General features: G+C 51.7%; 11 protein-coding genes and 2 pseudogenes. 4 read left to right on the top strand and 9 right to left on the bottom strand.

The window, feature by feature from the left end; all coding sequences use genetic code 11:
* Positions 1-174: 174 nt before the first annotated feature.
* Entirely contained in the window at positions 175-768 is a 594-nt protein-coding gene (locus AYI96_RS06600) for a DUF502 domain-containing protein (protein WP_144361264.1), read from the bottom strand.
* A gap of 189 nt (positions 769-957) precedes the next feature.
* On the opposite strand from AYI96_RS06600, the gene AYI96_RS06595 reads away from it, so the two are divergent.
* The gene (locus tag AYI96_RS06595) at positions 958-1341 is read left to right on the top strand and encodes a VOC family protein (RefSeq protein WP_144361263.1); all 384 of its coding nucleotides are present in this window, start codon (positions 958-960) and stop codon (positions 1339-1341) included.
* 202 nt (positions 1342-1543) lie between these two features.
* Here AYI96_RS06595 and phoU read toward each other — a convergent pair whose 3' ends face one another.
* From phoU to AYI96_RS06575, 4 genes are all read right to left on the bottom strand, one after another.
* Entirely contained in the window at positions 1544-2248 is a 705-nt protein-coding gene (gene phoU, locus AYI96_RS06590) for a phosphate signaling complex protein PhoU (RefSeq protein ID WP_039033928.1), read from the bottom strand.
* A 30-nt stretch (positions 2249-2278) separates the two neighbouring features.
* On the bottom strand, positions 2279-3097 hold the full coding sequence (pstB, locus tag AYI96_RS06585; protein ID WP_144361262.1) for a phosphate ABC transporter ATP-binding protein PstB: 819 nt from the start codon (positions 3095-3097) through the stop codon (positions 2279-2281).
* A 32-nt stretch (positions 3098-3129) separates the two neighbouring features.
* Entirely contained in the window at positions 3130-4785 is a 1656-nt protein-coding gene (gene pstA, locus AYI96_RS06580; RefSeq protein ID WP_144361261.1) for a phosphate ABC transporter permease PstA, read from the bottom strand.
* Between the two features lie 62 nt (positions 4786-4847).
* A complete protein-coding gene (locus AYI96_RS06575; RefSeq protein WP_144361260.1) occupies positions 4848-7106 on the bottom strand; it encodes an ABC transporter permease subunit in 2259 nt (752 codons plus the stop codon).
* A gap of 174 nt (positions 7107-7280) precedes the next feature.
* Here AYI96_RS06575 and AYI96_RS06570 point away from each other — a divergent pair, with 174 nt between their 5' ends.
* From AYI96_RS06570 to AYI96_RS06560, 3 genes are all read left to right on the top strand, one after another.
* Positions 7281-7784, top strand: a complete 504-nt coding sequence (locus AYI96_RS06570; RefSeq protein WP_025009810.1) for a glycine cleavage system protein R — start codon at positions 7281-7283, stop codon at positions 7782-7784.
* Positions 7785-7914: 130 nt separating this feature from the next.
* Positions 7915-8733 (top strand): DUF2797 domain-containing protein, encoded by an 819-nt coding sequence (locus AYI96_RS06565; RefSeq protein ID WP_144361259.1) that lies wholly within the window; start codon positions 7915-7917, stop codon positions 8731-8733.
* A 140-nt stretch (positions 8734-8873) separates the two neighbouring features.
* Positions 8874-9443 (top strand): DUF1415 domain-containing protein, encoded by a 570-nt coding sequence (locus AYI96_RS06560; RefSeq protein ID WP_143078384.1) that lies wholly within the window; start codon positions 8874-8876, stop codon positions 9441-9443.
* Positions 9444-9759: 316 nt separating this feature from the next.
* Here AYI96_RS06560 and AYI96_RS06555 read toward each other — a convergent pair whose 3' ends face one another.
* From AYI96_RS06555 to AYI96_RS06540, 4 genes and pseudogenes are all read right to left on the bottom strand, one after another.
* Positions 9760-10464 (bottom strand): TorF family putative porin, encoded by a 705-nt coding sequence (locus AYI96_RS06555; protein WP_039034008.1) that lies wholly within the window; start codon positions 10462-10464, stop codon positions 9760-9762.
* Between the two features lie 53 nt (positions 10465-10517).
* Positions 10518-11360: pseudogene (locus AYI96_RS06550) on the bottom strand (BCCT family transporter); the annotation flags it as partial.
* A gap of 298 nt (positions 11361-11658) precedes the next feature.
* A pseudogene (locus AYI96_RS06545) lies at positions 11659-11811 on the bottom strand (transposase); the annotation flags it as partial.
* 15 nt (positions 11812-11826) lie between these two features.
* On the bottom strand, positions 11827-12786 hold the full coding sequence (locus AYI96_RS06540) for a diguanylate cyclase (RefSeq protein WP_144361258.1): 960 nt from the start codon (positions 12784-12786) through the stop codon (positions 11827-11829).
* Between the last annotated feature and the right edge of the window lie 9 nt (positions 12787-12795).

The raw sequence follows: 12795 nt of genomic DNA, 5'->3' as shown, positions 1-12795 counted from the left end.
GTTAGGGCCCACCGGGATCAAAGTGTTGGCGGGACAGACAAGATTACCGTGGCATAGTGAATGGCAATCGACTCAGACACAAACTGCTACTTTTGGCAACAATCGGCGCTGATTATACACAAAAATGAATAAAATGGGGAGTCTATAGCAACTCCAGCTCAAAGAATCATCACTTTAGTCCTTCACGACCTTGGGGGTTTGCGAAATTCCCGCTGTCAGATTAAAGCGCATCGCCTCCTCGAATGACCAATTCACCATGATCAAATCCTCTCGCTTGACCAGGCTGGTGACTCCGGCCATCTGGTAAGAGAGTTGAAACAGCACAGGCACCCAGTCCCCTTCGGGCAAGGCATCGAGCAGCGGCTGAGGTGGCTTGTCTGTCATGATAAAGCCGACCACAAAACCGCCGTTGGCCTGACGCACCAATACCGTCTGTTGCGACTTGGGCTTACTGCTATCACGGTTCATCAAAGAAGCAATATCGCGGATACTGCCATAGACAGACTTGAACAGGGGAAAGCGCATCAACTGTCGTTCAATCCAGCTCCAGAGCCAAACGATGGGGCTGACAGAAAACAGTAAACCGGCAACAAATACCAAGGCTGTGACCAATATAAAACCGGCTCCGGTAAATACAGTGTCCATGCCCACCAGAGAGAAGAGTAACTTGCCCAGGCTGTCGAGAGATTCAAACAAGGACCAGAACAGCCAGAGACTAAGCGCCATGGGCAGCAGATTAAGCAAGCCGCGGATCAGGGTTTGTTTCATTGAATTCCTCTTGATATTTAAGACTGTATAGGGCGCAGGACAGAGGCTCAAAGGAAGGTTTCTCGGCAGCCCCTTCCCCAACAGGCGCTCAACTCTGTATCCTGACAGAGACGCAAATCGATAGCAAAATGTTGTGCATTACCCCGGGAGGCCGCAGGGTCTCCCGGGTGCGACAAGGAGAATAGCAGCATGCGCGTAACCCGACTGGATCACCTGGTGTTGACCGTCCGCGACATAGAGCAGAGTGTCGCCTTCTACCAAAAACTGGGCATGAAACGCCAAACCTTTGCCGATAACAGAACGGCGCTGCAATTTGGCGATCAGAAAATCAACCTGCACCAACTTGGCCGCGAATATTACCCCAATGCCACCAAAGCCCAAAGTGGTTCGGCGGACTTGTGCTTTATCACCTGTGGTTCACTCGAGGATGTTATGGCGCATCTCAGTGCCGTGGGTATCGACATCGAAGAGGGCCCCGTTGCCCGTACCGGCGCCACCGGCCCGATAGACTCAGTCTATATTCGCGATCCTGACGGCAACCTGATCGAGCTGGCAGAATACCGCGTGGACTAGGCTGGGCTTTGACGAGACTGCTTTGACTAAGTCCTATGTTGACTAAGTGCTCTGTTGACCAAGTCCCCCGTAGACCAAAAGCTCCGTTCACCAAGAGCTCCGTTGACCGAACGCCGCAGCCTACCGAGCTGCACCAGCCTGCACTGGCACAAAAAAGCCGCTTGAATGCAAGCGGCTTTCTCTAAGGCTCGCGGATAAGAGCTTAAAGCTCTTTTTCCATCTCCTCGTAGGAGACATGGCGTACGTCTTTGCCTTTTACGTAGTAAATCACGTACTCACAGATGTTTTTGCAGCGGTCCCCTACCCGCTCAACCGCGCGGGCAGCCCAGAGCACATCCAGCACGCCGGGGATAGAGCGGGGATCTTCCATCATGTAAGTCATCAGTTGGCGAATGATGCCTTCATATTCCTTGTCCAACTTGGCATCTTCCTTGTGCAGCTCCAACGCCGACTCGGCGTCCATCCGCGCCAGCGCATCCAGGGTCGAATTCAACATGCGGGTGGCATGACGCCCCATGGACTCAATGCTGACCAGCAGTGGCTGCTGATTATTGCTGCGCTTCTCCTGTGCCGCCTTGGCAATACGCACGCAGGCATCGCCGATGCGCTCAAGATCGGCAATCGTCTTGGAGATAGCTATCACCAGGCGTAAGTCGCTGGCCGCCGGCTGGCGCTTGGCAATGATGCGGGTACACTCTTCGTCTATCATCACCTCCATGCCGTTGACCTTGTGATCGCCCTCGATCACCTTCTGTGCCAGTTCGGCATCCAGGCTGCCCAGGGCATCCAGCGCCTGTTCCAACTGGCGCTCTACCATACCGCCCATGGCCAGTACCCGGTTGCGGATATCTTCCAGTTCAGCGCTGAACTGGCCTGAGATATGTTTATTCAGGTTCTTGTTTTCCATTTGCTTCCCCTTGCTCGGACGCAGCGTTTATTAACCGTAGCGGCCGGTAATATAATCTTCGGTCTTACTCTGTTTTGGCGTAGTAAAGATAGTGTTGGTATCTGAGTACTCAATCAACTCACCCATATACATAAAGGCGGTTTGATCCGATACCCGGGCAGCCTGCTGCATGTTGTGGGTCACTATCACCACAGTGTACTTGGACTTGAGCTCGGTGATCAGCTCTTCAATGGTCAGGGTCGAGATAGGATCCAGCGCCGAAGTCGGCTCATCGAGCAGCAAGACTTCAGGCTCGATGGCTATCGCCCGGGCAATCACCAGACGCTGCTGCTGACCACCGGATAGCCCGAAGGCGTTGTCATGCAATCTGTCTTTCACCTCGTCCCAGATGGCGGCGCCACGCAGTGAACGTTCACAGGCTTCATCCAGCTCACGGCGATTGTTCACGCCCTGTAGGCGCAGACCATAGACCACATTTTCATAAATGGACTTGGGGAAAGGATTGGGGCGCTGGAACACCATGCCCACATTGCGTCTCAGCGCCGCGACATCGATTTTCTTGTCGTAGATGTTTTGACCATGGAGCAAGATCTCCCCGTCGATATGGCAGTTATCAACCAAATCATTCATCCGGTTGATACAGCGCAGCAAGGTGGACTTACCGCAACCACTGGGGCCGATAAAGGCGGTGACCTTCTTCTTGGGGATCTTCATGGAAACATCAAACAACGCCTGCTTGTCACCATAGCGCAGATCCAGGTTACGGATCTCCAGCGCCGTCTCTTCGGCAGGCAGGTTCGCCAGATCCAGCGTCTCAGTATTCATTACCGATGAGTCTATCGAAATCATATTCTGTCCTATCACTTCAGGATAATCGTCAATTAGTGTTCAAGCGAGCGGTACTTTTCACGCAGATGGTTGCGCACGCTGATAGCCGTCAGGTTGAGTGCCACGATCACAGAGACCAAAAGGAACGAGGTGGCATAGACCAAAGGCCTGGCAGCTTCTACGTTGGGGCTCTGGAAACCGACATCATAAATATGGAACCCGAGGTGCATGAACTTACGCTCAAGATGCACGAAGGGGAAATTCATATCCACAGGCAAGGTAGGCGCCAACTTGACCACCCCCACCAGCATCAAGGGTGCCACTTCACCGGCGGCGCGGGCAACAGCCAGAATAAGCCCTGTCATAATCGCCGGGCTGGCCATAGGGATAATAATCCGCCACAAGGTTTCGGCCTTGGTGGCCCCCAGAGCCAGGCTGCCCTGACGCACTGAGCTTGGAATACGTGACAAGCCTTCCTCGGTGGAAACAATCACCACAGGCAGGGTCAGAATCGCCAAAGTCAGTGCCGACCAGATAACCCCGGGAGAGCCGAAGGTCGGCGACGGCAATGCCTCTGGATAGAACAGCTGATCCAGCGAGCCCCCCAGCATATAGACAAAGAAGCCCAGACCAAACACCCCGTACACAATCGAAGGCACACCGGCAAGGTTGATTACCGCGATACGTATCATCTTGGTGATCGGCCCTTTCTTGGCGTATTCGTGCAGATAGATGGCGGCCACCACACCGAATGGTGTCACTATTACGGCCATCAGCAACACCATGAATACTGTGCCGAAAATCGCCGGGAACACCCCGCCCTCTGTGTTGGCTTCGCGGGGATCGTCACTGATAAAGCGTCCCAGGCCAACAAACCAGTGGCCTACCTTGTCGATAAAGCCCATGCGGTTGACATAGCTGACATCCAGCACCGAATCCAGACTGAGGGTCACTTCTTGGCCGCGCATGTCGCGTACTATCACAGAGTCGCGCCCGGCTTGCTCACGCAGAGAGAACAGCTGCTTTTCCAACCCTTGGTAATGCTGATCCAGTTGTTGACGCTTGGACTCAAGCTCGGCCTTGCGCTCAGGCGTCAGGGCATCGTCAAGCTCATAGCCACGTTCTTTGAGGCGCAGACGTTCGAGCTCATAGTTAACCGCGCCTATGTCCTGCTTCTGCAGTGTCATCGCCTGATCGGCCAGGTCCACTGCGCGCTCGATATGCTCCTCGAGTGAATTCTGCACATCGCCGCCGAGCTCCAGCCGCTGGCCCTTCTCAATCACCGCCACAGGGTAGCCGTAGAAGTTACCGTTCTTGGTACGCTCTATCATGGCCAAGCCTTCCGGGGTGGAGCGCGACACAATATCTGTCTCCAAAATCCAGCGGAAATCCAGGCCGACAAACTCACGGTTACCCGTCTTGACCAGATAACGGGTCACAAACTCACCCGGCTCTGAGTTGAAGTGATAACCGGCGGATTTCAACCGCTCGGTCGGCACTTCTTCTCTGTCGTACAGTTCACCTATCAGGGTGTAACGCTGGCCTTTATCATCCTGCATCTCCCACTGATAGATATCCGCGGGCCAGAAATAGCTCAGGCCACGCCAGGCGATGAGTAACAATAGCCCCAACACCGCAATCAAACTCAGGCTGACGGCGCCCCCTGTCATCCAGATCCAGGGAGAGCCTGATTTAAACCACTTACCCATTGCACAAACCCCTTAAGGTGATTGGCGAAACATCTAGTGTTCTATTCATAATTTCTCTCCTGTTACAGTGAGCTGTAGCGGTCGCGCAGACGCTGACGCACCACTTCGGCCACAGTGTTGAACAGGAAGGTAAAGATAAAGAGTACAAAGGCTGCGAGGAACAATACCCGGTAATGGGAGCTGCCAATGGCCGATTCCGGCATTTCCACCGCGATATTGGCCGCCAGGGTCCGCATCCCTTCAAACACGCTCCACTCCATGATGGCGGTGTTACCCGTGGCCATGAGTACAATCATGGTTTCACCCACGGCGCGGCCAAGGCCCATCATGACTGCCGAGAATATCCCCGGGCTTGCGGTCAGCAGCACTACCCGGGTCAGGGTCTGCCAGGGGGTCGCTCCCAAGGCCAGGCTGCCGTTCGACAGGTGACGCGGCACAGAGAAGATGGCGTCTTCGGCAATGGAGAAGATGGTTGGAATGACGGCAAAGCCCATGGCAATCCCCACCACCAGCGCGTTACGCTGATCGAAGGTAATCCCCAATTCATTGGTGATGAACTGGCGGGTGTCGCCGTGGAAGAAGGCCACTTCGATTGCCGGACTGATGGCAAAAGAGAACCAACCGACAAAACAGATAACCGGGATCAGCATCAGTTCCTGATAGGTTTCCGGCAGTATCGCCTTGATGCGCCCCGGCAGCTTGGACCAGGCATAGGCACTGGTCACTATGCTTATCGGCAACAACAGCAGCAAGGCCAGAATGCCGGGCAGATGCTCTTCAATCAGCGGTGCCAGCCAGAGACCGGCCAGGAAACCGAGGATCACTGTGGGCAGGGCTTCCATAATTTCAATGGTGGGCTTGACTACGCTGCGCACCTTGGGCGACATGAAATAGGCGGTATAGATGGCGCCGGCAATCGCCAGAGGAACGGCAAACAGCATGGCATAGAACGCCGCCTTGAGCGTACCGAATGCCAGCGGCATCAGGCTGAGCTTGGCTTCAAAATCATCCGAGCCGGAAGTGGACTGCCAGACAAACTGCGGCTCAGGGTAACCTTCGTACCATACCTTGTTCCACAGGGCACTCCAGGAAACTTCCGGGTGGTCGTTGTCAACCGCGTACAGGTGCAGCTTGCTGCCATCTTCAATGATCAAGGCATTGGAGCGGGGGCTGAAGCCCATAACACCCGGTGCCTTGAGATCGAACTTCTTGTCGAACAGCTCGCGCTCACTCGTGGTGTAAAGCAAAGACAGTTCACCCTCTGGGCTTACTGTGGCAAAGCTCTTGCGATAGAACTCAGAGGCAATGGTGTCCACCTTACCCAATCCGTTAAACTCGCGGATCTCCTGATAAACACGTCCGCGGTCGCTGGCCACCTGAAAATACTGGGCCACCACACCGCTGTCGTAACCTACCAGCAATGAACTGGCGCCCGCCAACAGGCTCAAACTGGTGACCTTGGCCTTGGCTTTCTCGACATCTATCACCTGTTGCAGCGAGATTTCATCCACATACTGAATGTTGTAGACAAAAATCTTGTTGCCGGACTGCAGCAGCAGTTGGCGCTGATCCGGGGTCATGAGTTGATGTTCAGTACGGGAAGGTGCATCCGGCAGCGGCATGGTTTGTGTAGTCCACTCCACTTCCTCGGTCATCATGTTCTCTTCGCCGACCATCTTGGTCAGTTGCCAGCGATTCTGGTTGTCCTGATAGGCAAAGCTCATACTCTCGGAGCTATAGCCAAAGGCGAGACTCTTGAGCGGCGAGCCATCCTCGGCAACCGTCAGCGCAGACTCCCCCAGTGGATATTTGACCTTGGGCGTGATCAGGCGTTGGTTATTGGGATAGCTGACACCAAAATCCACCCCGGCCAACAAGAGTTGACCATTATCCAGTCCGAGGGCAAACAACTGCTGGCTTGGGGCGCTGACGGCGCTGCTGACCACTTTGCTCGAATCTGGCACTGGCAGTTTCACCTGCTGATGCAGCTGATCGCCTTTGACCCTGAAAAAATCCACCACGCCCTGGTCACCGACCCGATAGAGCAGTTCATTTTGCTCGTCACTGCCCACCATCAGCGTCTTGTCTGAACTGGCCGGCAGGCTCACTTCGGTGACGGGTTCAACACTGGCGCCGTCAAACACAGGTTTAATCACGTAAAGCAGATAGAAAAAGATCAACAAAAGGGCGACGAACACCATGGTTCCACCCACTGTTACCCCTATCTGCGCGGCCTTATCCTTGAAGGCTCTGCGGCCGGAGCCTTTGCTCACCAACAGATCTTTCGACGCAGAAGCAGGTTGAATGACCTGACTTTCCATTAAGAACCTCTATTATTAATAGCTGTTAGGCTTTTTACCGAATTAACCGTACGTTATTGCGTTTCGGCCAACCCAGGTAAGACCATCCCTTATCGAGTGGCTGGGATTATATGACGCAAAAATGACAATAGTGTTACATAGCTTTTTTTAACATTATTCAGGAGTCTGTCTACCATGCTTCGTTACCTTATCACACTGCAAGTCCCTGACAGAAAAGGATTGGTTGAGCAGATTGCCCATGCGGTCAGCCGCCACGGCGGCAACTGGCTCGACTCGGAATTACGCCATATCGACGGGATTTTTGCCGCCATTTTGCTGCTTGAGGTTCCCAGCGAACACTGGGATGACCTGCTTGATGCCCTGGAGTGCATCGATGGTATGGCGCTCACCAGTGCCAGGGCCGGCCAGCAGCAGAAATATATCAAACGCCTGAGTTTCAACCTGGTGGCCTACGACAGGCCCGGGCTGGTACTGGATATCTCCAACAGGATCAATGCCCTTGGGATCAATATCGAGCAATTCAGCAGCAAGTTTGAAACCGCGGGCCATACCGGCATCGCCTTGTTTCGGGCCACCATCAGCCTGGGATTAACCGATCCTATGCAGGAGGAACGCCTGACTGAATCCCTCTACAGCATAGGTGATGATCTGGTATTGGATAAGCTGAATCTGACTTGAGCTCAATACTGCAACTGCCTAACCTCTGACTCTTGATCGCCTGCAAAATCAGCAACCGATGTGCAATCGATAATTCCTGTTAGGAAAACTGATACACTGGCGAAAATCACAAGAACAGAGCTTTGTCGTTATGCTTGGAACACTGAATAAGATGGCCGTCGCCCTGGACGAGAACCATCTGGCACAATACACCCTCAGAGTGGCTGAACAACGCCTGGCGTTGAACCCTTTGATTGGCAAGAGTTTAACCCTGAGTCACACGGGTAACATCTTCTGCTGCAACTGCGGTAAGAAGACCAAGAAGAGTTACTCACAGGGCCACTGTTATGTCTGTATGCAGAAGCTCGCCAGCTGCGATCTCTGCGTGATGAAACCGGAAACCTGTCATTATGATCAGGGAACCTGCCGCGAACCCGAATGGGGCGACACCCATTGCATGGTGCCCCACTATGTTTACCTGTCCAATACCTCGGGAATAAAGGTCGGTATTACCCGCCACAGCCAGCTGCCCACCCGCTGGCTGGATCAGGGAGCCACCCAGGGGCTGCCGATATTCAAAGTCAGCAGCAGGCAGCTTTCCGGCCTCATCGAAGTCGAACTGGCCAAACTGATTGCCGACAAAACCAACTGGCAGGCGATGCTCAAGGGCAACAACGACGAGATAGATCTCAAGGCCAAGGCCGAAACGCTATTGCCGAGTATCGAAACCCGCCTGCACGAGCTGGCAATGAGCCGCGGTGATTACAAGATAGAAAGATTGACCGAGACAGAGACGCAAATTCACTACCCGGTCAGTGAGTTTCCGAAGAAGATCAAGTCCCATAACTTTGATAAAGAAGCCGTTGTCAGTGGCACTCTGATGGGCATCAAGGGGCAGTACCTGCTTTTCGATACCGGCGTAATCAATATCCGCAAGTTCACCTCTTATGAAGTGGAAGTCAGCTACTGATTTTTTAATTTGAGCAAACAAACGGCGCCGCTTGAATGGGTGCCGTATTTCATCCCTCAACATCTTTGGTGCTTGCCAGTACCCCAGAGGCTGCCTATGATGGCCGCCAATAACGCCCTTACACAGAGACAGAGCAGAATATGGCCACAGACTCCATGATGGGATCCCAGACTATCGCCGCCCAAACCCAGGCTTGGGTCAAGGAGGTGATCATGAAGTACAACATCTGCCCCTTCGCCAGGCGGGAAGTCGAGCGCGACTCGATTCGTTACACAGTTTGCGAACAAAGCCGCATGGATACTGCCTTGCAGGCGTTGCTGGACGAGTGCCAATATCTGGATGAGCACCCACAAGCGGAAACCAGCCTGTTCATTCTGCCGAGGGGCTTTGAAGGTTTTCATCTCTATCTGGATCTGTTGGCCTTTGCCGAGCAGCTGTTATTCGAAGAAGGGTATGAAGGGGTTTACCAGTTGGCCAGCTTTCATCCCGACTATTGTTTCGAAGGAGAGGCCCAGGATGATGCCGCCAACTATACCAACAGAGCGCCCTATCCGACTCTGCACATCATACGTGAAGCCAGTATGGAACAAGCCCTGGCCGAATATGATGATCCTGAGTCAATTCCGGAGCGCAACATCGCCTTTGCCCGCCGCAAAGGCAGCGAATTCTTCGCCAAACTGCTGCAAAACTGCCTGAGCCGCAAGCCATAACTTGATGTGATTCAGGCTTATCTGCCCCTTCCCGGGCCTTCCTCAGACCTTGAAACCCTAGACCTTGATACGCCCGAGGGTTACCCGGTTCTTATTGATTAAGTCGAAGAATTCACTGCCATGGTACGCCGCATCCCAGGCGCTGCTGATGAAGAGCTGCTACTTGGCTTCTCTTCACCCGAGGTCACGCCACTCAGGCCCGCATTCCCCCTTATCATCCATGACAAATGATAGACCCCACCAGAGATAATAATTGCCAAAAAACTGCAAAAATGATTGAAATATAAAAGAATATTGTTGCAATCGAGGTTTGTAGTTAGAAAGTAAACCTGTGCGATAGGCTAAACACCAACCTGGCATCGGCGTTATCCGAGTCTAGGCTGGTATCTTCACCCGCCAGCTCAATATCTATACCGTGATATTGGGTCTGATAGGCGATGCGGTAGTGTTGATAGCCTCTGCTTCCCTGCCACAGCCACTTGTCTGCATCATACGATGTGGAACGGTCAAAACTCAACCTCAGCCGGTGACCGGGCGCCAATTCGAAACTGTGGGCCAACATCACTATGCTGTGGCCGGCACAGGTACCAAAGTAATTCCAGCTGTACCAGAGATTCAACTCCGACTGACCGAATGGCGACTGATACCCCCACTTGGCATAAGCTTCCGGATAGTTGTAATCATCGGAAAAGGATTCGCCGTGATAGCTGTAATAGGCAAGCCCGGCATCCAGGCTCAGGTTTTCATTGAACCGGTAGAAATAACCTGCGTAACCATCAAGCTCCAACCGGGTATCATCAGCGCCACCAAAATCGACATTGGAAGCAAAACTGCCAAGATACCAACCACTTTCACTACTGTAATCCAAGCTGGCCTGTAACGCCGGGCCTTCATCTGTCTGACTGACCCCGTTGAAACTGTAATCCGATACCAGGGTCACTGTCGATGACCATTCGGCTTGGGCTGCAAATGTCAGTGTCAGTAGTGCAGCTAAACCGCCGCACTTAAGATAGTTTGCCATGGCGTTTAAACCCATCTGTGTTCCTCTTTTGGTTTTATGGATTGAAGTTTGCATCAGTCGGCTAGTTTTATTTTATTAAAATCTATGGTGTTTTCTTTGGGAGAACCTTGGATCCGGCCCAAGGTTTTCAGTTTGGTCAGCAGCATGTAACCGGCACAGGTTAAGATAAGCCCTATGGCCAGAGCCCCTACCCATTGGATCTCCAGAAAATCCAGTTGGAACAGTAAAGTCAGCAACACCATCACGGCGATATTGCCAAGCAGATAGTTGCGTTTGCCGAGTCTGGCAACCGTCAGCCCCAGGTTATCCGTGTAGAGACGGATCAATGAGTCCAACGAATTGATCACAAAGGTAATGCCCACCATGACCATGGCCAAGTTATAAAAGCCGGATGTGGAGATTGCCTGGGTATCGTAGAAATAGAGAACACTGAACCAAATCGCGACCGGAATGGAGGGGAACACCATCATGGCCAGCAGCAATTGCCAGGTCTTGATCCCACCGACAAAACGCGAGGTAAACTGGCCGATCATTATGCTCCAGGCAAACCACCAGAACAGGTAAAAGGCGTGATAGTCATTAAGTGGCAACACAAAATGTTTGATATCAACAAAGTAATCACCCAATAACGAAAAGGTGCTAATGAAGTCGCCGACAGTGCCGTTCTCTCCTAAAAATGCGCCGCTCCACATCAGAGCTATCAGGGCCACAAACAACCAGGTACTGGCCAGGCTGAGTACCTTGACGTATTTAATACTGGTACTGGAATAAACCGCGATGGCGATAACGGCAAACACCATCAGATAGAAGGCGCCTATAACGGACTCTCCATCGCCCATCTCCGGCAGATACCAGGGCAAGTTGCTGAGCAGCAAATAAGCGGTGAAGGCACAGGTGAGGGGCCGCCGGGATTCTGGAAATTTTCGCCAAATATCACTTAATCAATTGTTATCATTGGATATTGAACGATTACTACCACCATTTCCCTTCAACCCGTTAAACCATCGCTCCATGATGTCTTTCTGCGTATTAGCAGCAGATTTCAACGACTCTACTTCAGAGATGAGGCCACGTTCTTGTCAGCCTGCTTACCCATCATGGTTCACTCTGATCAAGTTTCTCAGTACGTGAGTGATGACTGTCATCGGTTTTGGCGAGATCATAATCTCGCATCGAGTATGAGTCGTGGAGCAACTGCCGCCCATTTTGAAATTGGTTCCCGTCACCAACCTCACTGAGCAGTGCTGCTGTTAAAAATAAGACCAAAACCAGGAATACTCTTGATGGCATAATATCGACGTTGACTGGCTCACCATTTATTCCCATCTTACAGGTGCATCTGGTGATACATTTGGTTCACTCTTAAACGTTTGGTGACGGAGATGTATCAGGAATAAGTGAATTGAAAGTAATACAGTTACGTCCTGCCAACTTTGCTTTATACAATGCATCATCGGCCGATTTTATCAGCGAACGTTCATTAACTAACTTAAAACCATTTCCCTCGGGATGTAAGGTACTATATCCGGCTGAAATCGTAATTTGAGGAAACGTCGCATCGGGGGCGTGTTTAATATGAAGTGCATCGATGAGTTCCATTAATTTCTCAACAACGGAAACAGTACCAGCTTCATTAGTATTTGGCAGAATCAATGCAAATTCTTCTCCACCATAACGAGCCGCAAGATCAGCTGGGCGTTTAATGACTTTTTTAAGTCTTGCTGCAATATCCCTTATACAATCATCTCCCGCCAAATGGCCGAAGTGATCATTGAATTTTTTAAATTCATCGATGTCGATCATAACCAACGAAAGAGGCTGCCCCTCACGTTGCGCTCGGGAAAATTCTGTTTTTAATTTTTCATCAAATGCTAAACGATTCGACAAGGTAGTTAACGAATCTAAATGCGCTAACTCCTTCATCTGTCTCAAAGTATCCCGGTAAGCTAAATGTGTTTTCGTTCTAGCGGCGACAACTACGGGATTCAAAGGCTTACTAATGTAATCTGCAGCGCCAGCAGAGAACACGTTCTCTTCAAATCCGGCCTCAACATTACTGGTGATAAACAATATGGGAATATCACCAGTAAGCGGATCCGCTTTGATTTGTTTACAGACATCTAGACCACTCAAATCTGGCAACTCTACATCTAACAATATGAGGTCAGGCTTCCTTTCATGGATAAGAGTGAATGCTTGCTGTGCATTTACAGCAAAACGAATTGAAGCTAATTCGCTTAGAACACTATTCAACGCAAATATCACTGATCTATCATCATCGACAATCAGAATATTGTGATTTGACTCCATAAAAGCATCCATAGCATCCCT

This window comes from Shewanella sp. MSW, assembly GCF_007636515.1.
In the GTDB taxonomy this organism is placed as follows: domain Bacteria; phylum Pseudomonadota; class Gammaproteobacteria; order Enterobacterales; family Shewanellaceae; genus Shewanella; species Shewanella indica.
This window is presented reverse-complemented; position numbering and strand designations above follow the sequence as displayed.